The following is a 24,414-nucleotide window of genomic DNA, read 5'->3' as shown; positions in this document are numbered from 1 at the left end:
ATGTCCGCCCCGGACAAGACCTGCCCGAGCGCGCGCTGCGCGCCGGGCAACCAGCTGTTGGGTGTCAAGGGGTCGGACGGGCATCTGCGCCATCTGCGCAGTTCGATGACCATCGACGCGGATTTTGTCGAGACCGCCTCTGCCCGTGGCAAGCCCGAGGCGCGCATGCGCTTCTCCTCCCCCTGTGCGACCTCGGGCTGCGCGCAATGGACCGGCAGCCGCTGCGGCGTGATCGACCATGTGCTGGAACATCTGGACCAGGCCCGGGTGCCGCTGGCGGACCATCTGCCCCCCTGCCCGATCCGCGCCAGCTGCCGCTGGTTCGACCAGACCGGCGAGACCGCCTGTCGCGCGTGCAGCATGGTGATCACCGACCAGTCGGCCATTGCCGCCGAATAGGAAAGGGGCCGGAAACGGCCCCTTTCATTGTGCTTGTGTCGGATCAGTGCCCGCCGCTGAGCACCAGCGTCTTGACCGGCATCAGCAGCGTCTGGATACGCAGCAGGATCGCATGCACCAGCCCCACGGTGTCGACCACATGCAGGAACAGCCAGCGGCCGGTGCTGAGGTCTTCGTTCTGCAAGATGTCGTGGTTGTTGGTATAGGCATTGGCCAGACAGTTCGAGCCCGCGGGGATGCCATCGGCCTGACCGGGATAGACCGGCTCCATATACACGGTCACGGTGCCCGGGCGGGCGTTGTCCTGCGGGTCGACCAGCAGGTCGGTCGGCCGGATCTGGCCCGAGGGGACCACATCCTGAATACCGACGACCACCATCGGAATCACGGTAAAGGGTTTCGACAGGCAGGTCATTTCCGCATACATGCCGGGCTTGATCACCCCCGCCGCGATCTGGTGGAACCCGGCGACGTAGCGGTGCTGGTCCACGAAATCTTCGGGAACGAGAATACCGGCGGGGCGCAGGATCGGGTTGATGTAGTCGCCGACCTGAAGACCGAACTGTTCCACCGTGCCCGCGACCCCGGCATGGACGCTGGTCTTGGCCAGTTCGGTTTCGGCCTGTTCCAGCGCCGCCTGGGCGCTGGCCCGCTGTGCTGGGATCAGCACGCGGATCTGTTCCTCGACTGCCTGCTGCTGGGCGCGGGCGGCGGCAAGTTCGCCCTCGCGGATGCCGACCTCGTTGGTGAAGCGGTCCAGTTCGGCCTGACGGGCCGCGCTGGAACCGCGATTGATCAGCTCCTGTTCGCGGGCCAGATCCTCTTGCGACTGGTTCAGCGCCGCTTCAGCGCGGGTCACGCTGCCCAGTGCCGCGGCCAGGTTCGCCTCGGCCACGACCAGCGAGGCCTCGACCTCTTCGACCCGGCGTTCGGCGGTTTCGACTGCGGCACGCTGGCTGGCGTCGTCGAGCCGGAACAGCAACTCGCCCGCCGCGACCTGCTGGTTATTGGCCACATGCACCTCGGACACCCGGCCGCCGGTTTCCGGCAGGATGGTGACGGTGCGGAAGAAGGAGCGCACGTTCGAGGTCGCGGGGTGATAGAAGAACACCAGCGTGATCAGCGAGATGGTGAGCATGGCGCAGAGCGTGATGCCATGGCGCAGCTCGTACCACATGGTGAAAAAGGTGATCTCGTGCCCCCAGCGCTTGCCCTGACGGTAGCGGCGGTAGAGGTAGTCGGGCACGATGGTGACCAGCGAACAGATCAGAAGCTCAAACATCGCGGGGCGCCTCCGGTTCGACCGGCGCGGCGGGCGGTGGTGCGTCGGATGGAGCGGACATCCGGCTGAGGATACCGCTGAGCGAGCCTGCCATCGACTGGAGCGGGGTCAGGAAATCCGGCATCCGGAAGGCGGCAAGCAGCAGGGCGGCCACCCAGAAGATATTGTTATGGGTAAAGAGCGCGATCAGCGCAAGAATGCCGATCACCTGGAACTGGGTGTGATTGCCGTGATGGGCCATGCGTTCCGGCAGGGCGTGCAGCGTGAAGTACATCGCGCCGATGAACACGATGAGCGCTATGGTAAAGGTCGCAACCCCGATGAACAGCGGGTCGCTGCCATCGGCCCCAGGCAGATAGCCGGGCAAATGCGCCGTGGCCATAGGATGCATTTCAGATGTGTTCATTCCCTCTTCCTGTCCATGCCTTTGATTTCCCGCCCGACTATGCGGTCCAGCGGGTTTTCAGGCAAGTCGCTGCGCGTGCCTGTTTGCCCTTTTCGGCCAGCGCGGGGCATGTCATGGTCTGCGGCATGACACGTATTCTGACCACACTCGATGGCACCGACGCGCGTGGATTTGCCTTTGGCACCATGCAGTTCGGGGGCCGTGCCGACGCGGCGGCAAGCCGCCAGATGTACGAGGCCTGCCGGGCGGCGGGCATCACCCATTTCGATACTGCGCATGTCTATACCGGCGGACAGTCCGAGACCCTGCTGGGCGCGATGATCGCGGCCGAGCGCGAGCGGCTCTTGATCGCCACCAAGGTAGGGAACACTGGCGGCGCAGGAGCCGCCAACATGCGGGCGCAGCTTGATGTTTCCTTGTCGCGGCTGGGGCTCGACATGGTCGATGCACTGTATCTGCACCGGTTCGACCCCGAGACCGACCTGAACGAGACGATGGAATGCTTCGCGCGGCTGCGCGACGAGGGGAAGATCCGCTATGTCGGCCTGTCGAATTTCGCCGCCTGGCAGGTGATGAAGGCGGTTTCCATTGCGGCGCGGTTCGATCTGACGATCGACCTGATGCAGCCGATGTACAACCTGGTCAAACGTCAGGCCGAGGTCGAGATCCTGCCGATGTGCGCCGATCAGGAGATCAATGTAGCGGCCTATTCGCCACTGGGCGGCGGCCTGTTGACCGGCAAGTATTCAGGCGGCGGTGCGGGAAGGCTGACCGAGGACGACAGCTATGCCAAACGCTACGGGCCGGACTGGATGCCGCGCACGGCCGAGGCGCTGATGCAGATCGGAACCGAACTGGGCGTCGACCCGGCGACGCTGGCGGTGGCCTGGGTCGCGGCCGGCCCGTTGAGCGCGCAGCCCATCATCTCGGCCCGCTCGGCCGAGCAGTTGCGCCCCTCGCTGGCGGCGATGACGTTTGAGATGTCGCCAGAGCTTTATGCGCGGCTCACGGCGCTGAGCCCGACGCCGCCCCCGGCGACCGACAGGATCGAGGAACAGGCATGATCGACTTTCTGGTAATCGGCGGCGGTATCGCCGGGCTGAGCGCGGGCGCGCGCCTGTCGGCGCATGGCAAGGTGACCGTGCTGGAGGCCGAAGAGGCGCTGGGGTACCACGCCTCGGGCCGTTCGGCGGCGCTGTTCGAGGCGGCCTATGGCAAGCCTGCGGTGGTGGCGCTGAACCGGGCCAGTGCCGACTATCACCACACCGCCAATGGCGGCTACCTGACCCCGCGCGGGCTGATGCTGTTGGGACGGTCGGATCAGGTGGCCGAATACAATGCGGATGTGGCCGACATGGACATGACGCCGATTTCGGTGGACGAGGCGCGCGCCATGGTGCCGATCCTGAACCCAGAGACGGTGGCGCTGGCCGCCCATCACCACGAGGCCTGGGATATCGACACCGACCGGCTGATGCAGGATTTCGCGCGTGTCATTCGCGCCAATGGCGGCGCGGTGCTGACCCGGCGGCGGGTAACCCGGATCTCGCGCGGCGCAGTCTGGCAGGCCGAGGCGGGTGACGTGTTCGAGGCGCGCAACATCGTCAACGCCGCCGGGGCCTGGGCCGATCAGGTGGCGGTGATGGCCGGGGTCTCGCCCATTGGATTGCAACCCTATCGCCGGTCCATGGCGCGGATCCCCGCGCCGGGCGACCATGACGTGAGCGGCTGGCCGATGCTGATGGGTGTCGGCGAGACCTGGTACGCCAAGCCCGATGCGGGCAAGCTGATCGTCTCGCCCGCCGATGCCGACCCGGTGGAGCCGCAGGACGCCTGGGCCGATGACATGGTGCTGGCCGAGGGGCTGGCGCGCTATCAGGAAATGGTGACCGAGGAGGTGACCCGGATGGACAGCAACTGGGCGGGCTTGCGCAGTTTTGCCCCCGACCGGGTGCTGGTGCTGGGGCCGGACCCGGATCAGCGCGATTTCATCTGGTGCGCGGGTCAGGGCGGCTATGGGTTCCAGACCTCGCCCGCCGCCTCGCAGCTGCTGTGCGATGTGGTGACAGGCGCCGCGCCCGAGATCGAGGCCGGGGTGGTGGCGCAGTTGCGGCCGGAGCGGCTGAGATGAGCCGCAAACCGCCCTCGGTCGCCAGTATCGCCACGCAGGGAGACGGCCCACGCATGGTGGCACCTGCCGCGGAACGCAATATGGCCGTGCTCTGCGATCTGCTGGAGCAGGTGGCCCCGCATAAGGGCCGCGCACTGGAACTGGCCAGCGGCACCGGCCAGCATGTCAGCGCCTTTGCCGCGTGGCTGCCGGGGCTCAGCTGGCAGCCGACCGAGGTGGACGCCCGGCGCCGCGCCAGTATCGACTCCTATTGTGCAGGCCTGGACAATGTCGCGCCAGTGCAGGAGCTGAACGCGACGCGCCCCGGCTGGGGCGCGGACTGGGCGGGGCAGGATCTGGTGGTTCTGATCAACCTGCTGCACCTGATTTCCGAGGGGGAGGCGGCGACCCTGATCGCCGAGGCCGCCACCGCGCTGGCGCCCGGCGGGAGGCTGGTGATCTATGGCCCGTTCATGCGGGCGGGCGAATTGACCAGCGCGGGCGACGCGCGGTTCCATGCCGCGCTGACGTCCGAAGATCCCGAGATCGGCTACAAGGACGATTTCGACACGATGGACCTGATGCAGGGCGCCGGGCTGGAGATGGCCGAGGTCGTCGAGATGCCCGCCAACAATCTGGCCCTGATCGCCGAAAAGCCACGCATCTGATCCAGATCAAGGCCGCTGTCGCCACCGCCCCTACATATGCCGACGAACAGATATTTAGGGGACATTCCAATGAGCTGGAACGACAAGCTGGCAGCCACCCGCGCGGGACTGCGCAATCTGCATGGGGCCATTCCTGACACTGCCCGCGCCTTTGGCGCCCTGGGCAAGACGGTGAAGGAAGGCGGCACGCTGGATTTCAAGACCAAGGAATTCGTGGCGCTTGGCATCTCGATCGCGTCGCGCTGCGAGCCCTGCATCTCGCTGCATGTCGAGGCGCTGGTCAAGGCCGGTGCCAGCCGCGAGGAATTGTCCGATGTGCTGGCGATGTCGATCCAGATGGGCGGCGGGCCGTCGATGATGTATGCCGCCAAGGCGCTGGAGTGTTTCGACGAACTGGTCGGGTAACGAGCGGTCCGGGGCGCGGACGAAGCGCGCGCTCCGCCGACTTTCTGTTCATTCGTAGATATTGCCACCCAGGTATTTGCCACCGTTGTCACAGCAGAAGGTGACGACGCGTTTGCCTGGGCCGATCTCTTGCGCCTGCTGTATGGCGGCAACCACGTTCAGGCCGGTCGATCCGCCGCCGAATACGCCTGTTTCGCGTGCCAGTTTGCGGCACATCTCGAACCCCTCCTCCTGGTCGATGGCGCGAATCTCTGACAGCCGCGTGCGGTCGAGAAAGGGCGGCTCAAAGCCGACACCCACCCCTTCGACCCGGTGCGCGCCACCCCTGCCGGTGGTGAGCAGAGGCGACTGCAACGGTTCAACCGCAACCACAAGCGGCCTGATTCCCGTCGCGGCCAGACCATCGGCCGCACCCATCAGCGCCGCCCCGGTGCCGACCGCCGAGACCAGGACATCGACCTGCCCGCGCAGCGCCTCCGCAATCTCGTGCCCCATCGGCGCGTACCCCGCGCGCACGTCGGGTGATCCGAACTGATCGGCATAATAGCTGCCCGGTTCCCCGGCCAGCGCAAGGGCCCGCGCCTTCATCCGCTGGATAAGGTCGGGCGTGATGCCCCGACCATGGCTCTCCTCGACCAGAACCTCGGCGCCGAAAGCCGCCATCGCCTGCCGCTTGCTGGCCGAGAAGGCATCGGAGAACACCGCCGTAAAGCGCAGCCCCAGCACCGCCGAGACAAAGGCCAGCGCGGTGCCGGTGCTGCCGCCGGTGTATTCGACCACCCGGTCACCCGGGTGCAGGTCGCCGCGCCGCATGGCACCGCCCAAGACCGATATCGCCATCCTGTCCTTGTAGGACCCGGTCGGGTTACCGCCTTCAAGCTTGATCCAGATCTCAGCGCCGCCTTCCGGCTCCAGCGCGCGGAGGCGGACCAGCGGTGTGTTGCCGACTGCCGTCAATGTGTCGTCACCACACATCCCGCTAACCATTCGACGTCAACAGGCAATCCCATTCGCGGCCGTCCGGGTCCGGGTCGCGATAAATGGCATTGTCGCCCTTGGTCCAGATCGAGCGGCCAAAGCTGCCCTCGTATCGTGAACCCGATCCGGTCGGCACCAGCACGCCGGTATCAATGCTGTCGCCGCGTTCGAAGCGGACGCTGGGCAGTTCGGTGGCATAGAAATAGGTCACGACCTCGTTGGCCGGATTGCCGCCGCAGGCCCAGAAGGCGATACCCGTAGCCTCCTCCAGCATCCATCGGGCCACCAGTTCACCTTCGCGCCGCAGGTAGCTGTCGGCGACGCAAGTGCGCAGGTCTTCGGCTTTCCAGCACTCGTCACGCCCCTTGATCCAGCCGCGCTGTTCGGCGCGCAAGGTCTGTCTTGCCTGCTCGGCGCCGGTGTCCAAGCTGTCGATCACGGCAAGCGCCGCGGCGTAGCGCCCTGCGACCAGCCGGTCGAGCCGGGCCAGATCGGCGTCCTGGCAGATCAGCGTTTCGGCGCTGCTCTGTGCCTTGGAACAGTCGAAGGAGGGGCCTTCCTGAGCGAACGCCGGGGCGGCCAGAAGAAGACAGGCGGTGAAACAGGCGCGCATGGCGTCTCTCCTGAGGGGTGAACTGAAGCTGATCATCAGTCTAGCACGCCACCGCCACAGGCCAAGACCGTCAGCGCCCGCCGCGCAGTTTGCGCAGGCCGGTGATGACGGTTTCGATCTGGGCCAGACCCGGATTGTCGCGCAGGTGGATGGCGCGGCAGGCAAGCCGCATCTCGGGCGCGCCGCGCACCGCGTGGAGCCGACCGCGCCGCAGCGGGCCGTTGACCATCGTGTCCGGGAAATACCCCACCCCGCCCCGCCGCATCAGATAGCGCAGCCCCATCGCCGCATTGCCCAGAACGATATGCTGACGGCTGCCGGGCGGCATCACCTGTTGCCAGAGCCGGTCGTATTCGGCGCAGAACTCCAGGTTGATGAAGAGCGGCATCTCGTCCGATCCAAGGGTCAGCGGCGCGTCGGAAACCAGCGTCAGCCGCTCATCGGGCAGGTCGGTTACCTCGATCCCCGGCTGCGTCGGGCGGTCATGCACCAACGCGAGGTCGACAAGACGTTCGGCCACCGCCGCGCCCATGTCGAGCGCGTGGTCATAGTTCAGGGTGAAGGGGACAACCCCCTGCTCCTGTTCCAGCCAGACCGCCATATCGACCAGGAGCGCATCCCAGAGCGACAGTTGCGCGCCCAGCCGCAAGGCGCCGCGCGCGCCGGGGCCAGCGGCCATCTCGGCGGTGACAAAGCTCCAGGTCCGCGACATCTGTTCGGCATGGGGGCGAAAGCGCTGGCCCGCGAGGCTGAGCCTCGTGCCTGCGGGCCCGCGCTCAAACAGCGCGACGCCAAGCGCGGTTTCCAGCGCCTTGATGCGGGCGCTGACCGCGGTCTGGGTGACGTTGAGCGCGCGGGCGGCGGCGTGGAAACTGCCGGTCTCGGCAATGGCGAGGAAAGTCTCTAACGCGGCGATCTGCATGAGTGAAATATTTTTCATATCAATCTGAGCAAATCAATTCGTTTTCCTGCTCAGATCCGCTTTGCTACCTTTACCCCAAGCAGACACGAAGGGAATGCGCCATGCTGGACAAGTCACAAAAGCCCACCTGGACCAGTTTCGAAGAAGCCACCCAGGCCGATTGGGACGCGGTGATGGAATATGAAGAGGCCTATAACGCCGCCCTGCCCGAGCGGATACTGGATGCGATCCGCTCGTTGGACGAGGCCTGGACCCCCTACCCGATCAACCGCTATCAGCACTCGCTTCAGGCCGCGACGCGCGCCCATGCCGATGGCGCCGAGGACGAGATCGTGGTGGCGGCGCTGGTGCATGATGTGGGCGATATCCTGTCGCCCTACAATCACGGCGAACTGGCTGCGGCGATGATGAAACCCTATGTCAGCGAGAAATGTCACTGGATCCTGCAACATCACTGCGTGTTCCAGGGATATTACTACAACCACTACTGGGGCGGCGACCGCAACGCGCGCGACAAGTATCGCGACAGCCCCTATTGGGAGGATGCGCGTTACTTTTGCCATGAATACGACCAATGCGCCTTTGACCCGGACTATCCGACCAAACCGCTGGAATTCTTCGAGCCGATCCTGCGGCGGGTGCTGTCGCGCGGCGGCGGTCACATGGAGTTGAACGAGACTGCCGCCGACTGAGGCGACGGAAAACCGCTCCCCTGCCGTTAAGAAACCGGAAAACCGGCAGGGAGCGCGTTCATGAAAACCGCGATACTGGTGGCCGCGATGGCGATGGCTGCGGTCCTGGAACACCTGAAGCTGGAGGGATCCGGCCTGTTCTGAGCGTCGCCACGCGCAGCGTGGCGCCCGGCCCAACCGGGGGTCGCGCATCTGTGATGCGCGGCCGCCGGGCGGGAGCGCCCCTGCGGCGAAATGGCCCAACGGAAATCGGCCCGCCCTGCGTTCAGTCTCCAGGTGCATGTCTCAAGGAGATTCCAGAATGCGACTGCTTGTCTTGTCTTCCGCCTTTGCCCTGACCGCAACGGCAACCCTGGCCCAGGGCGTCCCCGGCGCCCATTTCATCGAGAACTGGGACATGGATGGCGACGGCCGGATCACGCCCGCCGAAATCAGCGAGAAACGCGCAGAGATCTTTACCATGTTCGATCAGGACGAGAACGGCCTGCTGGACGCGGCCGAATACGATCTCTTCGACGAAACCCGCCGCGCCGATATGGAGGCCAGTGGCGGCGGGCTGAAAGGGCCGATGGCCATTGTCGACAAGGCGATGGATCGCGGCTTCAACGATGGTGATGGCGACGGCACGGTCTCGGCAGATGAATTTGCCGCGCGGGACGTGGAGTTTTTCAAGATGCTTGATCGCGACGGCGACGGCGCCATCGCCCCGGCCGATTTCAAGCGCGGCGGCTAGGCAGGATCGCGCCCCCGGCAACGGCGCCGGGCCCAACGGGCGGGAGCGCCCGCTCAGCCGCCTTCGGGGCGGTGCGCGAAAAAGCGGGTCAGGATGAAGAGCGCGCCCGCCAGCAGGGCGGGCAGCACGAAGATCTTGAACACGAACACCGCCAGAAGCGCCACGTAGCTGCCGACCAGGTCATCGGCGCGGGTCCAGAGGTTTTGCGCCAGGTCCTGGTAGCGCCCCGCCTCTCCCAATGTGTCGCGCATCGTGTCCCACCAGCCGCCTGCCTGTTCCGGCACCGGCGCGCCGACCGAGGCGGTGATTTCGGCGATAATGGCCTGATGCCGCTCCAGCACATCTGCCGTCAGCCAGTCCGCCAGCCAGGCCGACATCACGAAGGCCAGAGGCAGTGCCAGCAGGAAGAACCCGCCATACCAGGCCAGCCGCCGCGACAGCACCGACACCACATCGCGCGGTCCCAGCACCCTGTCCATGATCCAGAGCAGCGACGCCGCCGCGATCATGCCGCCGCCCACCGCGCCCACCGGCCCCATGGCCACGGCGAGGATGCCGGTCGCCAGCATCAGGTTGAACACCACAGCGGCGATCCGTTCCACCGTGTCATCCACCGGCTCCAGCACCCGGAGCGGTTGCGCCGTGCCCGAAACCACCAGCGCGCTGCCCGAGACCTCGACCTCTTGCGCGGTCGAGAGCACCGCGTTCAGCGTTCTCAGCGTGACATAGGTCGCGGCACTCGCCGTGGCGACCGAAGTGGCATAGCGCTGTGCCGCGTTGGCCAGCGGATTCTGCTTGTAAAAAAACGCCGCGCCCAATGAGAGCGCGGCGATCAGGATCAGCCAGATCAAAGAGATCCGGCGCGGTTCAGCCGTCCTTGCGGATGGTCTCGTTCTTCGGGTCGTAGGGGCTGTCGCAGGTGACGATTGCATCCCAGAGCTTGTCCAACATCTTGACCTGGAGCTTGGTGCCCTCGACGGCCAGTTCGGGACGAACGTAGCCCATGCCGATGGACTTGCCAAACGCCACCGAATAGCCGCCAGAGGTCAGGCGCCCGACGCGCTCGCCCTCGGGGGTATAGAGCGCCTCGCGGCCCCAAGGGTCGGCATCCGCCGGGCCGTCGATCAGCAGCGTGCAGCATTTGGCGCGCACGCCGGTCTCGACCAGTTTCGCCTTGCCGTGGAACTCCTTGTCGAGATCGACAAAACGCGGCAGGTCAGCTTCGAGCGGGGTCGCGTCGCGGCCCAGTTCGGTGCCGAAGGCGCGATAGCTCTTCTCCTGGCGCAGCCAGTTCTGGGCGCGGGCGCCCACCAGCTTCATCCCGTGCTTTTCACCGGCGGCATTCAGCAGGTCCCACAGGTAGTTCTGCATCTCGATCGGATGGTGCAACTCCCATCCGAGCTCGCCGGTATAGGCGACGCGGATCGCGTTCACGGGGCACATGCCCAGTTCGATCTGACGGGCGGAAAGCCAGGGGAAGCGCTTGTTCGAGAGCGCGGTGTCGGGATCGGCGTCCTTGATCACCTCTTTCAGCACATCGCGCGACTTGGGCCCCGCGATGGCAAAGACGCCCCACTGGGTGGTGACATCCTGGATCTCGATATAGCCGAACTCCTCCATCTTGTCCTCAGCCGCCTTGCGCAGGAAGTCGGCGTCGTACTCGGACCAAGCACCGGCCGAGACGAGATAATAGTTGTTCTCGCCATTGCGGACGATGGTGTATTCGGTGCGGGTGGTGCCAAGGGTGGTCAGCGCGTAGGTCAGGTTGATCCGGCCCACTTTCGGCAGTTTGTTGCAGGTGAACCAGTCAAGGAACTGGGTGGCGCCGGGGCCCTTGACCACATGCTTGGTAAAGGCGGTGGCGTCGATCAGGCCAACGCCTTCGCGGATCGCCTTGGCCTCTTCGACGGCATGTTGCCACCAGCCGCCACGGCGGAAGCTGCGGGCGTCATGGTCGAAATTCTCGGGCGCATCGAGCGGGCCGTAATAGTTGGGGCGTTCCCAGCCGTTGACGAAACCGAACTGCGCGCCACGCGCTTTCTGCCGGTCATAGGCGGGCGCGGTGCGCAGCGGGCGGCAGGCTTCGCGCTCTTCATCCGGGTGGTGCAGAATATAGACGTGGCTGTAGCATTCCTCGTTCTTGCGCGCGGCGAACTCGGTGGTCATCCAGTTCGAGCTGTAGCGCTTGGGGTCAAGGCTGGCCATGTCGATCTCGGCCTCGCCATCGACCATCATCTGCGCGAGATAGTATCCGGTGCCGCCCGCGGCGGTGATGCCGAAGGAGAAGCCCTCGGCCAGCCACATGTTTCTGAGACCCGGCGCCGGGCCGACCAGCGGGTTGCCGTCGGGGGTATAGCAGATCGGGCCGTTGAAATCGTCCTTGAGGCCAGAGTCGGCACAGGAGGGCACGCGTTCGGCCATTGCCATGTACTGATCGGCGATCCGGTCGAGATCGAGCGGGAAGAGGTCCGCCCGGAAACTGTCGGGCACGCCATATTCGAAGCGTGCAGGCGCGCCGTGTTCGTAGATACCCAGGATCCAGCCGCCGCGCTCCTCGCGGGCATAGGATTCGTTGTCGGCGTCGCGTACCACGGGGTGCTCGGGGTTGCCCGCCTCGCGCCATTTGACCAGCTCGGGGTCCTTGTCCATCACGATGAAGGTATGCTCGACCGGAATCGCGGGCATCTTGATGCCCAGGAGCTTCGCAGTGCGCTGCGCATGGTTGCCCGATGCGGTCACTACATGCTCGGCGGTGATCACCACCTGTTCGTCGGAGGGCACCAGATTGCCGCCCTGCTCCACCATCTTGGTGCAGGTGACTTCCCAATGGGTGCCGGTCCAGTGGAAGGCGTCGGCCTGCAACTTGCGCACGATGTCGACGCCGCGCTGGCGCGCACCCTTGGCCATGGCCTGGGTCACGTCGGCGGGGTTAATATAGCCGTCCTCGGTGTGATAGAGCGCGCCCTTCAGATCGTCGGTGCGGATCAGCGGCCAGCGTTCCTTGATCTGGTCGGGGCTCAGCCATTCGTATTTCACGCCGCAAGTCTCGGCGGTCGAGGCATAGAGCATGAACTCGTCCATGCGGTCCTGGGTCTGCGCCATGCGCAGGTTGCCGACCACGGCAAACCCGGCGTTCAGTCCGGTCTCCTCTTCCAGCGTCTTGTAGAAATCGACCGAGTACTTGTGGATATGGGTGGTCGCATAGGACATGTTGAACAGCGGCAACAGGCCCGCCGCGTGCCAGGTCGAGCCGGAGGTCAGCTCGTCCCGCTCGATCAGCATGACATCGTCCCAGCCCGCCTTGGCCAGGTGATAGGCGATCGAGGTACCGACGGCACCGCCGCCGACGACCAGTGCTTTGACTTGGGTTTTCATTGGACCGCTCTCCGGGTTGAGTCTCTTTGGCTTGGTTTATGCCGAAGCCGCGCGTGTTACGCCAAGTTCATCCGACGCAAAAACGCGCAAAACCGACCTCTGCCCAGACAACGCCCGGCACGCTGGGCCGGGACGTCGGTGCATTTGAGTATTTTGGGCGAGATGAAGGGACATCCGGTCTTCATTTCGCGCCAAATACTCCCCCCGGAGGGTGGGGTGCTGTTGCGATGCGATCAGAGAATCTTGCCCGGATTCATGATGCCTAGCGGATCGAGCGCGGCCTTGATCGCGGTCATATAGCGGGTGGTCGCGCCAAGTTCCCGGCCGAGATAGGCGCGTTTGCCCTGACCGATCCCGTGCTCGCCCGTGCAGGTGCCGTCCATCGAGATGGCAAGCTCGGCCAGCCAGGCGGTAAAGTCCTCGGTCTTTGCCACCTCGTCCGGGTTATCCTTGTCGATCAGCGGCGAGATGTGGAAATTGCCGTCGCCCACATGGCCCACCAGCGGCGCGAAAAGGCCCAGTTCCTCGGCCTTGGCGGTGGCGGCGTTGACGCAATCGGCCAGCCGCGAGATTGGCACGCAGACATCGGTGGCCAGCGCCGTGCAACCCGGGCGCAATTGCAGCGAGGCCCAGTAAAACTCGTGCCGCGCCTTCCACAGCCGGTTGCGTTCTTCGGTCGAGGTGGTCCAGGCAAACCCGCTGCCTTCGTTTTCTTCGGCGATGCTGCCGAAGAGTTCGGCCTGTTCGGCGACGCCCGCCTCGGAGCCGTGGAACTCCAGCAGCAAGAGCGGCGTTTCCGGCAGGTCGAGCCTGGAATAGGCGTTGACCGCCTGCACCGCGATCACGTCCAGCAACTCCATCCGCGCCACCGGGATGCCAAACTGGATCGTGGTCATCACCGCCTGACAGGCGGCATCGACCGTCGGGAAGGAGCAGCGGGCGGCCGAGATCGCCTCGGGGATGCCCTGGAGCTTCAGGGTGATTTCGGTGATGATGCCCAGCGTGCCCTCGGCCCCGATCATCAGCCGGGTCAGGTCATAGCCTGCCGAGGTCTTCTTGGCGCGCTGCGCGGTGCGGATGATCTCGCCGTCTGGCATCACCACTTCGAGCGCCAGCACGTTGTCCTTCATCGTGCCATAGCGCACCGCGTTGGTGCCGCTGGCCCGGGTCGAAGCCATGCCGCCCAGCGAGGCGTTGGCACCGGGGTCGATGGGAAAGAACAGGCCCTGGTCGCGCAGGTGGGTGTTGAGTTGTTCGCGGGTGACGCCGGGCTGGACCACGCAATCCAGATCGCCCGCGTGCACGGCGACGATATTGTTCATCTGCATCAGATCGACCGAGATGCCGCCGGCTGGGGCGTTCACGTGCCCCTCGAGCGAGGTGCCGGTGCCAAAGGGGATCACCGGCACCTTGTGCTCGGCGCAGGTTTTCACGATCTCGGACACTTCGGCGGTGGTGGCGGGAAAGACCACCGCGTCGGGCGGCTGGTTCTGGATCCAGGTGGTGGTGTGGCCATGCTGTTCACGGATCGCCTGGCCGGTCTGTACCCGGTCGCCGAAGCGCTGTTTCAGGATACCGATCACGGTTTCGATGCCGGTATCGTTGCGCGGCAATGCGGTGATCTGAGCCATGTCTGTCCCCCCAAGGCCCCGGCAGGCCAACCCCGCCAAGGTTCATGTGTTAAGTAGAGAGCCGGGGGCTTGCGGGTCAATACCCACAAACCCCGACCGGCTCATTCGCCCATGGCGATGCCTTCGCGGCGGGTATCGGCAGCCCCCTTGAGGGTTTCACCGATCTCGATGGCGTGCAGGCCCGAAGTCAGCGCCCGCACCGAGACCTTGTAGCCGAGGCCGGTCAGCGCCTCTTCCATCCCGGCCGCACCGGTGCCCTCTTCCAGATCATAGGTGCCGAAGCGGTTGACCAGATGCGGCGCGTTCAGCGCCTGTTGCACGTTCATGCCCCAATCGGCCCAGGCGATGATCGCGCGGGCGACATAACCGATGATGCGGCTGCCCCCGGGAGAGCCGATGGCCAGCACCGGCTTGCCATCCTGCATGACGATGGTGGGCGCCATCGAGGAACGCGGGCGCTTGCCCGGCTCCAGCCGGTTGGCGATGGGAACGCCATCGGCATGGGTCTTGAACGAGAAATCGGTCAGCTCGTTGTTGAGCAGGAACCCGTTCGTCATCAGCCGCGAGCCGAAGCCGTTTTCGATGGTGGTGGTCATCGACAAGACGTTGCCATAGCGGTCCACGATCGAGATATGCGAGGTCGAGGGCAGCTCGATGGAAATGTCATCGGCCCAGTTCGAGGCATGGTCGAACTCCGGGTTGCCGGGTTCTGCGCTCTCCAGCGCGTTGGGGCCGGCGAGCAGCTCGCTGCGCGAGTTCAGATAGGCGGGGTCGACCAGCCCCTTGGTGGGCATCGGGACAAAATCGCTGTCGGCCATGTAGCGGCCCCGGTCGGCGAAGGCGAGGCGCGAGGCATCGCCGATCAGCCGCCAGCTTTCGGGGTTTTCAGCCCCCAGCGCCGCCAGGTCGTGGGGTTCGAGCAGCCCGAGGATCTGGCCCACAGTCAGAGCGCCCGACGAGGGCGGCCCCATGCCGCACACCTCGTAGGCGCGGTAGCTGGCACAGACCGGTTCGCGTTCGATCACCTGGTAAAGCGCCAGATCGGCGCCCGAGAGAACACCTGGATTGCCCTCGGCGTTGCGGACGGTGCGCACGATATCGGCGGCGATGGGGCCTCCGTAAAAGGCGGCCGATCCTTCGGCGGCCAGCGCCCGCAGGGTGGCGGCATAAGCGGGGTTCTTCAGCGTGTCACCGGCCTTGATGGCCTCGCCACCAGGCAGGAAATAGGCAGCCGTTTCGGGAAAGCGGCCGAGCCTTTCGGCGTCTTCCTCGACCAGACCGGCGAGGCGGGGCGATACGGTGAAACCGTTTTCGGCCAGCCAGATTGCATCACCAAACAGCGAGCCCCAATTGGCCTGACCCCAACGGCGGTGCGCCTCTTCCAGCAAGGCGGGCGTGCCCGGCGTGCCGACAGAGAGGCCACCAACCACGGCGTCAAAGAATTTCAACGGTGCGCCGGTGTCGTCTTGAAACAGGGTCGGCGTCGCTTCGCGCGGGGCAGTTTCGCGGGCGTCGAGCGTGGTCATCTGGCCGATGTTGCCGTCGTACCAGACCAGGAACGCCCCACCGCCGAGACCCGAGCTTTGCGGCTCGACCAGACCCAGCACGGTCTGCACGGCAACCATTGCATCGGCAGCGGTACCGCCGTGGCGCAGCACATTGCCCCCGGCCATCACCGCCAGCGGGTTGGCGGCCGCGACCATCCAGTTCTGCGCCTCGACCGGCTGACCTGCGTCCTTGGCCGCCTGCGCAGCCTCGACCACGGCAGAGAACGGCCTGACCTGACCAATTGCCGCCCCTTCGGGGGCCACCGTGTCAGCCTCTTGCTGCGCCAGTGCGGCCCCTGCCGCAAGCGTCGAAAGCCAGAGACCCGCCATCATACCCGTTCGCATCGTCACTCTCCCTGCTGTCGCGTTAACGCGTTCATCCTGACAGCGATACGGGGACGATACAATCTAGGGCTGTTCAACTCTTTCCGCCCGGCGGATCAGAGCATCGCCGGCACAACCTGATCGGGCGGACGGTGACCGTCGGCGAAGGTCTTGATGTTGATGATCACCTTCTCGCCCATCTCGATCCGGCCTTCGAGCGTGGCCGAGCCCATATGCGGCAGCAGCACGACATTGGGCAATTCGCGCAGGCGCGGGTTCACCTGGGTGCCGTGTTCGTAGACGTCGAGTCCCGCCCCCGCGATCTCGCCCGAACGAATCATCCGGGTCAGCGCATTTTCGTCGATCACCTCGCCGCGCGAGGTGTTGACGAGAACGCCCGAGGGTTTCATCAGCTTGAGCCGCCGCGCGTTCATCAGGTGAAAGGTCGAAGGTGTCGAAGGGCAGTTGACCGAGATCACGTCCATCCGCGCGATCATCTGGTCGAGGCTTTCCCAATAGGTCGCCTCCAGCGATTCCTCGATCTCGGGGCGCAGGCGGCGGCGGTTGTGATAGTGGATCTGCATGCCAAAGGCGCTGGCGCGGCGGGCCACGGCCTGACCGATGCGGCCCATGCCGAGAATGCCCAATCGGCGCCCACCGACGCGACCGCCCAGGAGCGCGGTGGGCGCCCAGCCGGTCCATTCGTTCTTTTGCATCACCGCCAGTCCCTCGGGGATGCGGCGGGTGACGGCGAGAATCAGCGCCATGGTCATGTCGGCGGTGTCATCGGTCAACACGCCGGGCGTGTTCGACACCAGCACCCCGCGCTGGCGTGCGGTGGCCACGTCGATATGATCGACGCCCGCACCGTAGTTGGCAATCAGCCGCAGCCGCTCTCCGGCCTGGGCCAGCAGACCGGCGTCGATCTTGTCAGTCAGAGTCGGCACCAGCACGTCACACGTGCGCATGGCCGCGGCCAGCTCGTCGCGGGTCATCGGTGTATCGTCATCGCGCAGACGGACATCGAAAAGCTCGCTGAGGCGGGTTTCGACCACCTCGGGCAACCGTCGCGTTACGACAACACTTAGACGTTCTCTTGGCACTTGAGCCCTCCCACAGCTTTCAAACGGTCACGCGCCATGGCATCGTGGCGCAGGAGAAGGCGGGGCACAAGAACCCCATGCGCAAATGACGCAGCCTTTTTTCGAGAGACAGGCAAACATACTGGCAGGCAAGCAGTGACAGGTTCATTCAGTTTCAGACGCCCGATGGCGGCGGCAATTTTTTCGGTTTCGCTCGTACTGTCCCAGGGCGCGCGGGCCGAAGAGGAAAAGCGTGGGGCGGTGACCAACCTCCCCGTGCCGCGTTATGTTTCGATGAAGACGTCCGAGGGCAACGTGCGGCGCGGACCGTCACTGACCCATCGGGTCGACTGGGTGTTCAAACGCCGCGACATGCCGTTGCAGATCACCGCCGAATACGGCCACTGGCGCAAGGTGCAGGACCGCGAAGGCGCTGGCGGCTGGGTGCATTACGCGCTTCTGTCGGGCGCGCGCACGGTGCTGGTGGAAAAGGACATGATGCCGGTCTACGACCGCCCCGACACCAATTCGCAGATCGCCGCCCATTTCGAATTGGGCGTCGTAGCGCGGCTGGGCAGTTGCACGGCGGACTGGTGCCGGATCACGGCGGGCGGCTATCGCGGCTGGGCGCTGAAATCGAACCTCTGGGGCGTGGACACGGACGAGATCCGGGACTGAGCCCCGGTCAGCCGGTGCGGGCGATAAAATAGAGCGTGTGGCGAACAAGATCGTCGCCCACGTCCTCTTGCAGGAAGTGACCCGCAGCAGGCAACACCGCGTGCGGTTGACCGGTAGCCCCGGGGCAAAGTTTCTGGAACACCCGGTCGATCCCGGCCATGACCTTGTCCTCGGCCCCGAAGAGGGTCAGCACCGGAGTGTCCAAAGTGCGGATCACCTGCCAGGCGGCGCGGTTGGCGGGGGCCTCGGGGTTGTCAGGGCCATCAGGCACCAGCATCGGGAATTGACGCGCGCCCGCCTTGTAGGTCTCGTCCGGGAAAGGCGCGTCATAAGCGGCGACCTCCTCCTCGGTCAGTTTGCTGACAGTGCCGCCATATACGATGCGCCCGGCACTGAAATCAGGGACCGACTGGCTGAACTCGCGCCAGGCGCGGAAAGCATCGTTCATCGGCTGATCGCCGGTTGGCAGCGCGGTATTGGCGATCACGATCCGGGCAAACCGGTCGGGCATCGCGGCCCAGAGCCGGAGCCCGATCAGCCCGCCCCAATCCTGGCAAATCAGTGTGATGCCGTGCAGGTCGACCCGGGTCAGCCAATCGCTCATCCAGGCGACGTGGCGGGCATAGGTGTAATTCGATCGTTCTGCCGGCTTGTCGGATTTGCCAAAGCCGATCAGGTCAGGCGCCACCGCGCGGAACCCTGCCGCCGCGAACTGAGGGACCATGTGGCGATAGAGATAGGACCAGGTCGGCTCGCCATGCAGCATCAGGACTGGAGCGGCGTCGCGCGGCCCCGCGTCCACGTAGTGCAGCCGTAGATGACCGCCCTCGGTATCGTCGATCTCTACGTAATGCGGGGCAAAGGCGTAATCCTTCAGACCGTCGAAGCGGTGCTCTGGTGTGCGCAAGATCTGCATCTGTCGTCCTCCCTGTCCCGGAGCCTAGCCTTTGCTGCGGATCCCGCTAGGGTAAACGTGACGGAAAAAACGGGAACTCGACCATGAAAGCCATCACTTATCGCAACTTTGGACCGGCCGCCGAGGTACTGACACTCGAAGAGATGGAGCCGCCCCGCCCCGGCGCGGGCGAGGTGCTGGTAGATGTGGCACTGTCGGGGGTGAACCCGTCGGACGTGAAGGCGCGCGCCGGGGCGCGGGCCGGGGTGACCGAGCTGCCCTATCCGGTGATCGTGCCGCATAGCGACGGGTCGGGCGTGATCTCAGCCGTGGGCGAAGGGGTCGATCCGGCGCGGATCGGCCAGCGAGTGTGGCTGTGGAACGGGCAATGGCGGCGGGCCATGGGCACCTGTGCCGAACAGATCGCCCTGCCCTCGGACCAGGCGGTGCTACTGCCGGAGGGTGTGAGCCTGGAGACGGGCGCGGTGCTGGGCATTCCCGGCCTGACCGCATCGCATGTGGTGTTTTCGGGCGGGCCGGTCGCGGGTCAGACGGTGCTGGTGCATGGCGGAGCGGGAACGGTCGGGTACCTGGCGGTGCAACTGGCGAAATGGGGCGGCGCACGGGTGATCGCCACCGCCGGTGGTGGCGCGGCGGATCGGGTGCGCGAAGCAGGTGCTGACGCGGTGCTGGACTATGCCGACCCAGACCTGGCGGCGACGATCCTGAACGCCAACAAGGGACAGCCGGTGAATCGCATCGTCGAGGTGGAGTTTGGCGTGAACGCCGCCACCGATGCCGCCGTGATCGCCGAGAACGGGCGCATCAATGCCTATGGGTCTGCCAAGGCGATGGCGCCCGAACTGCCCTTTTACCCGCTCATGTTCAAGGCGGTGACCCTGGAGATGGCGCTGGTCTATCTGCTAACCTCGTCCCAGCGCGCGGCGGCCATAGGCCAGCTGCATGCGGCATTAGCGGCCGGGGCGCTGCGGATTCCCGTGCAGAAAACCTATACACTTGACCAAAGCGCCGCCGCGCATGTGGCCGTCGAAAAGGGTGGGCGCCACGGCGCGATCCTGGTGCAAACAGCGACCTGAAAACGGGCATCAAAAAAGTGGCCGGGAGGCGGACATTTTTCACCGCCGCCCCTTGCGTTGCCGAAACAGGTTGCGTAGATAGCCGCTCACCGTTGGGGTGTAGCCAAGTGGTAAGGCAACGGTTTTTGGTACCGCGTACCGTAGGTTCGAATCCTACCACCCCAGCCACGCACTTCCCAAAATTCAGGCGCTGAGAGTTTGCCGGGCACTTCCGGCGTATATTCCGACGCTTGTCGTGGCGCCTTTCTCGGAGAGACGCGAACCAGAGTGCATATCCGGCCGATTTCAGCCCGCAGTCTCCGTTTGCGATTCCGGCGGTACGAGTTTGGGAGATGTGTCGAGTTTTTGGGTTACAGCTGCGCGAACGTTTCGCGCTGTTTTGACCAGTCAGCCGAAACGCCCGACTTGATCAGATAGTCGGAGGTCAGACCTTCGGGCGCCTCACCAGCCGCAATTGCGTCGAGCACGTCAGGTGCGAGCATCGCCAGATCGATCACAGCCTGGACCCGCCGCTTTGACGTCCCCTCCCCTTCGGGGATCTCAGCAAAGGTCTTGCCATCAAGGATCATCGCCATCCAGCGCCGGGCCTTGACAATGTTCTGAACGAGCGTCCGGTCGATCTCGGACGGCGCATCCCCTAGATGGAGTTTCAGTTCCACACCCCGTCGGCGCATCCGGAACGGGGCGCTGAGGATGAGCTGCTCTGGATTGAGCCTCTCCGGGTCGCAATCGACGAGGTTGGCGAGAGCGTCCTGATTGAAGCGAACCGTGATGTTACCTGGGCTCAGGTCAGCCCGATCGACGAGCGCCAGACAGTCGCTTGTCTTCTCGACCGCATGCAGTCTGGCGGATGTCGCGGCAACCTCTGAGGCGGCAATATCCTGGATGAGCAGCATTGCGATCCCGGTCTTCTTCAGGTGCGCCCTGACAAGTTCGGCGATCAGTGCTTCCACCTGTTTTGCGGGCAGGCGCCAGGCATCCGGATGCTTCTGGCTGCGGTCTGTGACCAGCCTGTGGGAGATGTAATAGCGCAGCCGTTTGCCATTCTTCCCACTGTGACTGGGCGTCAGACGATCACCAGCTTCATCAAAGAGCTTGCCTGCGAGCGGCGATCGCGGCGCCATGTGCCTTGTTCCGCGCGCTTTTCCGCACCCGTCTTCCAGCATCTGCTGCACCCGCTCCCAGATCGCTGGCTCAATGATGGCGGGATGCTGCCCATCATAGACCTGACCCTTGTGGCGGATGCGACCCGCGTTGATCGGGTTACTCAGAATGTGATGGATGTGACCCCGGTCGAATGCCTTGCCTCCGGAGATGCGCCCTGCCCCGCGCAGGCGTCGACGTGATCGGAGGCCCAACGCGTCCGCCTGTTCCTTCACCACGCGGACGACGCCATGCTCCAGGTACCAGTCGCAGAGGCATCTGATCGTGGCAGCTTCTTCCTGGTCTATCCTCAGTGTCCGGCCATCGGCCTGGTAGCCGAGCGGCACATTCCCTCGCATCCAAAGGCCCTTTCGCTTAGAAGCTGCGATCTTGTCGCGAATACGCTCTGCCGTGACCTCCCGCTCGAACTGGGCAAAACTCAGAAGCACATTCAGGGTCAGACGCCCCATGCTGGTCGCCGTGTTGAAGCTCTGCGTTACCGACACAAACGATGCCTCGGCCGCATCCAGCCGTTCCACCAGTTTGGCAAAGTCGGCAAGCGACCGGGTCAGGCGGTCAATCTTGTAGACAACGATCTGGTCCACGCGTTTCTCGTCCACCGCCTGCATGAGCCTTTTCAAGGATGGGCGCTCAAGATGGCCGCCGGAGATGCCACCATCGTCGTAGCGATCCGGGAGCAACTCCCAGCCCTCGTGTTTTTGGCTGGCAATGTAGGCCTCACGCGCCTCCCGCTGGGCGTCGAGCGAGTCGAAGTCCTGCTCGAGCCCGTCTTCGGAACTCTTCCGCGTGTAGATCGCGCAGCGGATCCGGCGCATCACTGAACACCGAAGAAGCGCGGGCCGGACCAGCGCGCGCCCGTTATATGTCTCGCAAGGGCCGACAGGGACCGCCAGGTTTTGCCATCCATGACGTATCCGTCTTCCACCACCTCGACCTGGTATGTCCGCCCGTTCCATTCCCGGACCAGATGTGACCCTGCCTTTGCGGTCGATTGTACGGGTCTGCCAGCAGCAATCTGGTTCAGGCGGCGGGTGGTTCTAGGCGACACCGCGCCAAGTGCCCTGTTCTGCGCCTCCCAGATCAGCACCCGCCTGAGGAACTGCGGTGACAGGTACTTTGGCGGCGGCCGACCAAAGACCTCCCGCCACCGCTTGAGGCAAGCGGCGCGATCCATGGCCTCGATTTCCGCGATCCGGAAGGCGAGCTCAGTCAGATGATCCGCACTCACTGGCTGCTCCCCTCCTCGACAATCCGATAGACTGACCCCTTGGCGCTATCGCTGCGGGTGATCACTGACCCGGCCTTGCGCTGAGCCGAAATCGCTGCCCGGGCGGTATGAGGCTGCCAGCCGAATGCCTTCCCAATCTGCGCGATCGAGGCGCCGGATTTCCGGGTCAGCAACCTGCGCAGCTGATCGCCGCGCGTCGCTTTCGCGCGCACCGTTTTAGTTGTTCCGAGCCCTGTCTTTTGTTCAGATTCAGTCGCCATCTCAGTTCTCCACTCTGCGGGCAATGGCCAATCCCTCGCCCTGTACTGAGTGGAGCCCGGGCATCCCGGGCGACGCGGCTACACCGTCAGTACCGCTCTGCCGCGCTCAGAAGTCCAGCCCTTTGTCTCGGAAGGAACTGAATGAACCACCGATCCCACCCGGCCCCGCGGTACCCAGGTGTCGGACCGATCACTACGGCCAGACTCATGACGTGGCAGCGAGATGGGCTATTGAAGCCGGAAAGACAGACCAAACGGCGGCATTAGACCGTGGAAACCAACTGGCCGACCCGCCCCGTGACCAACGCGACCGCCGATCCGTTCCTCGACTGACGCACCGGTAAAGCACAATCCCCATAGCTGCGACAGCCGCCCGCGCTTTCCTCCTTGTCAGATTTGTCGCCGCTGCAGCTCCGCTGACAGCAGCAACAAACCTTGGACTTTCCGGACATCTGACGGAATGACTCAGATGTCTCAGAAGAGCCCTTCTCAGACCTTGGTGTCCGGCGCAGCATTCGACGGGATGGGCGGACACCGGCTATTCTCTGCGACCGCGAGAAACCCGAGTCGAAACGGCGAAAGCTGCCGTTCAGTCCGGGCTTCAAGATCATTTTCTGAACCGGACCTTCGCTGCGCCGGTTTCGAGCGTCTCACATGCGGACGAAGCACCCGTTCGCTGCGCTGCGGCGCTCTCTACCTCGGTGAACGAACGCCATTCGGACAAGGTCGCCAACTATTTGTAACTATACGTCGTGAGGTTCTGAACCTTGCACGGACGACACGTCTTTATCCTCAGTACCGGCCTCGCAGAATTTTTGCGCAACGTGGAATGTTGTGTAACCTGACGTCGCACCTAATGTGAGGATTCTGACGATGGCCGGAGATGGCAAACATGAAAATGAGAGCATTTGGGATTCAGCCGCTCCGGGCTGGGCAAAATGGGAATCCGCTTTAATGGGAGCCGCCGCCGAAGCTACGGAACAAATGCTGGATGCGGCCAACGTAGAAATGGGAATGAAAGTGTTGGACCTCGCCTGTGGCGCAGGCAGCCAGACGATTCAAGCCGCGAAGCGTGTTGGGCCGACTGGCCAGGTTGTCGCAAACGACATCGCAAAAAGAATGTTGACCTTTGCGAAATCAAACGCCGCCGACGCGGGACTGACCAATGTCGAAACACTGCACGGACCAGCGGAAGATCTCTCCGAAAGTGGGCTGCGCGTCGATGCGGCAACCTGCCGACTCGGCCTGATGCTGTTCCAGTCGCCTCAAGACGCGCTCGCGGCCGTGCGAAGCGTCTTGGTGGAGAACGGGCGCCTCGCTGTTCTTGTGGTGGCCTCGCCGCAGGACAACCTGCTGTTTTCAAAAACCATGATGATAGCACTAAAACATGCCGGGAAGACCCCGCCGCCGCCGGGTTCACCAGGGCTGTTTGCATTGTCAGACCCTGCGAGACTAGAGAACTTATTTCAAGCGGCCGGGTATATCGACACTAGGGTCGAGCAGGTTGTCGCCCGGATGTCCATCGCATCGGTCGGGGGCGCGCTAACCATGATGCAGGAGGCATTTGGTGCCTATCGCGCAGTGTTGGCGGATCTAGACGACGAAAAACGCGATGTGGCTTGGGGCGAAATCAGGGACTGCATTGGACAGTTTTCGAGCCAAGGCGGTGTTAATGCGGATATGACCTTCCTTCTGGCTTCCGGGACCAACCCGCCAAACTAAAAACAGATCAAGGATGCCGTTCGAGATGCCTATCTGGATGGCGAAGTCGACGGCCCGCGCTCATATGTAGCGACAGCGTAGGTTGCGGCCGGGCGACGATAAAGGTGGATCTTTGTGGTCTGCATTGGGCTCTGAGCCCGTATTCGCGGTGTTTGACATTAACGTCGCCTGCCGAAGCGTGAATGTCTCGGGTGCCACGGGCA

Annotated in this window: 24 protein-coding genes and 1 tRNA gene; 11 read left to right on the top strand and 14 right to left on the bottom strand. The window is 64.4% G+C overall.

Annotated elements, in window-relative coordinates; translation table 11 throughout:
• The gene (locus OEZ49_RS13355) at positions 1 to 399 is read left to right on the top strand and encodes a hypothetical protein (RefSeq protein WP_263388777.1); all 399 of its coding nucleotides are present in this window, start codon (positions 1 to 3) and stop codon (positions 397 to 399) included.
• A 43-nt stretch (positions 400 to 442) separates the two neighbouring features.
• Here the strand turns inward: OEZ49_RS13355 and OEZ49_RS13350 are convergent, their stop codons facing one another.
• Together OEZ49_RS13350 and OEZ49_RS13345 are read right to left on the bottom strand one after the other, a co-directional pair.
• Positions 443 to 1,681, bottom strand: a complete 1,239-nt coding sequence (locus tag OEZ49_RS13350; RefSeq protein ID WP_263388776.1) for an HlyD family secretion protein — start codon at positions 1,679 to 1,681, stop codon at positions 443 to 445.
• Positions 1,674 to 2,087 carry a hypothetical protein gene (locus tag OEZ49_RS13345; RefSeq protein ID WP_263388775.1) on the bottom strand — a complete coding sequence of 138 codons (414 nt, stop codon included), beginning with the start codon at positions 2,085 to 2,087 and terminating at the stop codon, positions 1,674 to 1,676. Before OEZ49_RS13345 ends, OEZ49_RS13350 begins: the two co-directional genes overlap by 8 nt.
• 125 nt (positions 2,088 to 2,212) lie before the next feature.
• Between OEZ49_RS13345 and OEZ49_RS13340 the strand changes: the two genes are divergently transcribed.
• The 4 genes from OEZ49_RS13340 to OEZ49_RS13325 all read left to right on the top strand — a co-directional run bounded on the left by OEZ49_RS13340 (position 2,213) and on the right by OEZ49_RS13325 (position 5,270).
• Positions 2,213 to 3,151, top strand: coding sequence for an aldo/keto reductase (locus tag OEZ49_RS13340; RefSeq protein WP_263388774.1), 939 nt, complete (start codon positions 2,213 to 2,215; stop codon positions 3,149 to 3,151).
• The gene (locus OEZ49_RS13335; RefSeq protein WP_263388773.1) at positions 3,148 to 4,218 is read left to right on the top strand and encodes an NAD(P)/FAD-dependent oxidoreductase; all 1,071 of its coding nucleotides are present in this window, start codon (positions 3,148 to 3,150) and stop codon (positions 4,216 to 4,218) included. The genes OEZ49_RS13340 and OEZ49_RS13335 overlap by 4 nt, the downstream gene beginning before the upstream one ends.
• Positions 4,215 to 4,865, top strand: coding sequence for a class I SAM-dependent methyltransferase (locus OEZ49_RS13330; protein WP_263388772.1), 651 nt, complete (start codon positions 4,215 to 4,217; stop codon positions 4,863 to 4,865). The genes OEZ49_RS13335 and OEZ49_RS13330 overlap by 4 nt, the downstream gene beginning before the upstream one ends.
• A gap of 69 nt (positions 4,866 to 4,934) precedes the next feature.
• Positions 4,935 to 5,270 (top strand): carboxymuconolactone decarboxylase family protein, encoded by a 336-nt coding sequence (locus OEZ49_RS13325; RefSeq protein WP_263388771.1) that lies wholly within the window; start codon positions 4,935 to 4,937, stop codon positions 5,268 to 5,270.
• A 48-nt stretch (positions 5,271 to 5,318) separates the two neighbouring features.
• Here the strand turns inward: OEZ49_RS13325 and OEZ49_RS13320 are convergent, their stop codons facing one another.
• The 3 genes from OEZ49_RS13320 to OEZ49_RS13310 all read right to left on the bottom strand — a co-directional run bounded on the left by OEZ49_RS13320 (position 5,319) and on the right by OEZ49_RS13310 (position 7,801).
• Entirely contained in the window at positions 5,319 to 6,245 is a 927-nt protein-coding gene (locus OEZ49_RS13320) for a PLP-dependent cysteine synthase family protein (RefSeq protein WP_263388770.1), read from the bottom strand.
• A 4-nt stretch (positions 6,246 to 6,249) separates the two neighbouring features.
• Positions 6,250 to 6,861 carry a lysozyme inhibitor LprI family protein gene (locus OEZ49_RS13315; protein WP_263388769.1) on the bottom strand — a complete coding sequence of 204 codons (612 nt, stop codon included), beginning with the start codon at positions 6,859 to 6,861 and terminating at the stop codon, positions 6,250 to 6,252.
• Positions 6,862 to 6,931: 70 nt separating this feature from the next.
• Positions 6,932 to 7,801 (bottom strand): LysR family transcriptional regulator, encoded by an 870-nt coding sequence (locus tag OEZ49_RS13310; RefSeq protein WP_263388768.1) that lies wholly within the window; start codon positions 7,799 to 7,801, stop codon positions 6,932 to 6,934.
• An 83-nt stretch (positions 7,802 to 7,884) separates the two neighbouring features.
• Here OEZ49_RS13310 and OEZ49_RS13305 point away from each other — a divergent pair, with 83 nt between their 5' ends.
• Entirely contained in the window at positions 7,885 to 8,475 is a 591-nt protein-coding gene (locus OEZ49_RS13305) for an HD domain-containing protein (RefSeq protein ID WP_263388767.1), read from the top strand.
• Between the two features lie 301 nt (positions 8,476 to 8,776).
• Positions 8,777 to 9,208 carry an EF-hand domain-containing protein gene (locus tag OEZ49_RS13300; protein ID WP_263388766.1) on the top strand — a complete coding sequence of 144 codons (432 nt, stop codon included), beginning with the start codon at positions 8,777 to 8,779 and terminating at the stop codon, positions 9,206 to 9,208.
• A gap of 53 nt (positions 9,209 to 9,261) precedes the next feature.
• Here the strand turns inward: OEZ49_RS13300 and OEZ49_RS13295 are convergent, their stop codons facing one another.
• From OEZ49_RS13295 to OEZ49_RS13275, 5 genes are all read right to left on the bottom strand, one after another.
• Positions 9,262 to 10,059 carry a hypothetical protein gene (locus OEZ49_RS13295; protein WP_263388765.1) on the bottom strand — a complete coding sequence of 266 codons (798 nt, stop codon included), beginning with the start codon at positions 10,057 to 10,059 and terminating at the stop codon, positions 9,262 to 9,264.
• A gap of 16 nt (positions 10,060 to 10,075) precedes the next feature.
• Complete coding sequence (locus tag OEZ49_RS13290; RefSeq protein ID WP_263388764.1) at positions 10,076 to 12,583, bottom strand: GcvT family protein; 2,508 nt, start codon at positions 12,581 to 12,583, stop codon at positions 10,076 to 10,078.
• Between the two features lie 233 nt (positions 12,584 to 12,816).
• Positions 12,817 to 14,214: an FAD-binding oxidoreductase gene (locus OEZ49_RS13285; protein ID WP_263388763.1), complete on the bottom strand. Its 1,398-nt coding sequence runs from the start codon at positions 14,212 to 14,214 to the stop codon at positions 12,817 to 12,819.
• 101 nt (positions 14,215 to 14,315) lie between these two features.
• Positions 14,316 to 16,106, bottom strand: coding sequence for a gamma-glutamyltransferase (ggt, locus tag OEZ49_RS13280; protein WP_263388762.1), 1,791 nt, complete (start codon positions 16,104 to 16,106; stop codon positions 14,316 to 14,318).
• A 95-nt stretch (positions 16,107 to 16,201) separates the two neighbouring features.
• A complete protein-coding gene (locus tag OEZ49_RS13275) occupies positions 16,202 to 17,188 on the bottom strand; it encodes a 2-hydroxyacid dehydrogenase (RefSeq protein ID WP_164133097.1) in 987 nt (328 codons plus the stop codon).
• 165 nt (positions 17,189 to 17,353) lie between these two features.
• Between OEZ49_RS13275 and OEZ49_RS13270 the strand changes: the two genes are divergently transcribed.
• Positions 17,354 to 17,845 carry an SH3 domain-containing protein gene (locus tag OEZ49_RS13270; protein ID WP_263388761.1) on the top strand — a complete coding sequence of 164 codons (492 nt, stop codon included), beginning with the start codon at positions 17,354 to 17,356 and terminating at the stop codon, positions 17,843 to 17,845.
• A gap of 7 nt (positions 17,846 to 17,852) precedes the next feature.
• Here OEZ49_RS13270 and OEZ49_RS13265 read toward each other — a convergent pair whose 3' ends face one another.
• Entirely contained in the window at positions 17,853 to 18,761 is a 909-nt protein-coding gene (locus OEZ49_RS13265) for a haloalkane dehalogenase (protein ID WP_263388760.1), read from the bottom strand.
• 83 nt (positions 18,762 to 18,844) lie between these two features.
• Between OEZ49_RS13265 and OEZ49_RS13260 the strand changes: the two genes are divergently transcribed.
• Positions 18,845 to 19,837, top strand: coding sequence for an NADPH:quinone reductase (locus OEZ49_RS13260; protein WP_263388759.1), 993 nt, complete (start codon positions 18,845 to 18,847; stop codon positions 19,835 to 19,837).
• A 93-nt stretch (positions 19,838 to 19,930) separates the two neighbouring features.
• Positions 19,931 to 20,005 (top strand) — tRNA-Gln (locus OEZ49_RS13255).
• A gap of 182 nt (positions 20,006 to 20,187) precedes the next feature.
• Here the strand turns inward: OEZ49_RS13255 and OEZ49_RS13250 are convergent.
• The 3 genes from OEZ49_RS13250 to OEZ49_RS13240 are packed head-to-tail and all read right to left on the bottom strand — an operon-like array spanning position 20,188 to position 22,489.
• Positions 20,188 to 21,816 (bottom strand): recombinase family protein, encoded by a 1,629-nt coding sequence (locus tag OEZ49_RS13250; RefSeq protein WP_263388758.1) that lies wholly within the window; start codon positions 21,814 to 21,816, stop codon positions 20,188 to 20,190.
• A complete protein-coding gene (locus OEZ49_RS13245; protein WP_263388757.1) occupies positions 21,816 to 22,229 on the bottom strand; it encodes a DUF2924 domain-containing protein in 414 nt (137 codons plus the stop codon). The genes OEZ49_RS13250 and OEZ49_RS13245 overlap by 1 nt, the downstream gene beginning before the upstream one ends.
• Positions 22,226 to 22,489 carry a DUF3489 domain-containing protein gene (locus OEZ49_RS13240; RefSeq protein ID WP_263388756.1) on the bottom strand — a complete coding sequence of 88 codons (264 nt, stop codon included), beginning with the start codon at positions 22,487 to 22,489 and terminating at the stop codon, positions 22,226 to 22,228. The genes OEZ49_RS13245 and OEZ49_RS13240 overlap by 4 nt, the downstream gene beginning before the upstream one ends.
• 873 nt (positions 22,490 to 23,362) lie before the next feature.
• On the opposite strand from OEZ49_RS13240, the gene OEZ49_RS13235 reads away from it, so the two are divergent.
• Positions 23,363 to 24,211, top strand: a complete 849-nt coding sequence (locus tag OEZ49_RS13235; protein WP_263388755.1) for a class I SAM-dependent methyltransferase — start codon at positions 23,363 to 23,365, stop codon at positions 24,209 to 24,211.
• The last annotated feature ends 203 nt before the right edge of the window (positions 24,212 to 24,414 follow it).

Source organism: Ruegeria marisflavi (assembly GCF_025673445.1).
Taxonomy (GTDB): Bacteria; Pseudomonadota; Alphaproteobacteria; order Rhodobacterales; family Rhodobacteraceae; genus Ruegeria_B; species Ruegeria_B marisflavi.
Note: the sequence above shows the minus strand (reverse complement) of the source record. Positions and strands in the feature narration are given on the sequence as shown.

Bases quoted from the DNA above. Each gene is read 5' to 3' on its own strand.
- OEZ49_RS13355 (WP_263388777.1), top strand. From the start codon at position 1: ATGTCCGCCCCGGACAAGACCTGCCCGAGCGCGCGCTGCGCGCCGGGC.
- OEZ49_RS13350 (WP_263388776.1), bottom strand. From the start codon at position 1,681: ATGTTTGAGCTTCTGATCTGTTCGCTGGTCACCATCGTGCCCGACTAC.
- OEZ49_RS13345 (WP_263388775.1), bottom strand. From the start codon at position 2,087: ATGAACACATCTGAAATGCATCCTATGGCCACGGCGCATTTGCCCGGC.
- OEZ49_RS13340 (WP_263388774.1), top strand. From the start codon at position 2,213: ATGACACGTATTCTGACCACACTCGATGGCACCGACGCGCGTGGATTT.
- OEZ49_RS13335 (WP_263388773.1), top strand. From the start codon at position 3,148: ATGATCGACTTTCTGGTAATCGGCGGCGGTATCGCCGGGCTGAGCGCG.
- OEZ49_RS13330 (WP_263388772.1), top strand. From the start codon at position 4,215: ATGAGCCGCAAACCGCCCTCGGTCGCCAGTATCGCCACGCAGGGAGAC.
- OEZ49_RS13325 (WP_263388771.1), top strand. From the start codon at position 4,935: ATGAGCTGGAACGACAAGCTGGCAGCCACCCGCGCGGGACTGCGCAAT.
- OEZ49_RS13320 (WP_263388770.1), bottom strand. From the start codon at position 6,245: ATGTGTGGTGACGACACATTGACGGCAGTCGGCAACACACCGCTGGTC.
- OEZ49_RS13315 (WP_263388769.1), bottom strand. From the start codon at position 6,861: ATGCGCGCCTGTTTCACCGCCTGTCTTCTTCTGGCCGCCCCGGCGTTC.
- OEZ49_RS13310 (WP_263388768.1), bottom strand. From the start codon at position 7,801: ATGAAAAATATTTCACTCATGCAGATCGCCGCGTTAGAGACTTTCCTC.
- OEZ49_RS13305 (WP_263388767.1), top strand. From the start codon at position 7,885: ATGCTGGACAAGTCACAAAAGCCCACCTGGACCAGTTTCGAAGAAGCC.
- OEZ49_RS13300 (WP_263388766.1), top strand. From the start codon at position 8,777: ATGCGACTGCTTGTCTTGTCTTCCGCCTTTGCCCTGACCGCAACGGCA.
- OEZ49_RS13290 (WP_263388764.1), bottom strand. From the start codon at position 12,583: ATGAAAACCCAAGTCAAAGCACTGGTCGTCGGCGGCGGTGCCGTCGGT.
- OEZ49_RS13285 (WP_263388763.1), bottom strand. From the start codon at position 14,214: ATGGCTCAGATCACCGCATTGCCGCGCAACGATACCGGCATCGAAACC.
- ggt (WP_263388762.1), bottom strand. From the start codon at position 16,106: ATGCGAACGGGTATGATGGCGGGTCTCTGGCTTTCGACGCTTGCGGCA.
- OEZ49_RS13270 (WP_263388761.1), top strand. From the start codon at position 17,354: ATGGCGGCGGCAATTTTTTCGGTTTCGCTCGTACTGTCCCAGGGCGCG.
- OEZ49_RS13265 (WP_263388760.1), bottom strand. From the start codon at position 18,761: ATGCAGATCTTGCGCACACCAGAGCACCGCTTCGACGGTCTGAAGGAT.
- OEZ49_RS13260 (WP_263388759.1), top strand. From the start codon at position 18,845: ATGAAAGCCATCACTTATCGCAACTTTGGACCGGCCGCCGAGGTACTG.
- OEZ49_RS13250 (WP_263388758.1), bottom strand. From the start codon at position 21,816: ATGCGCCGGATCCGCTGCGCGATCTACACGCGGAAGAGTTCCGAAGAC.
- OEZ49_RS13240 (WP_263388756.1), bottom strand. From the start codon at position 22,489: ATGGCGACTGAATCTGAACAAAAGACAGGGCTCGGAACAACTAAAACG.
- OEZ49_RS13235 (WP_263388755.1), top strand. From the start codon at position 23,363: ATGGCCGGAGATGGCAAACATGAAAATGAGAGCATTTGGGATTCAGCC.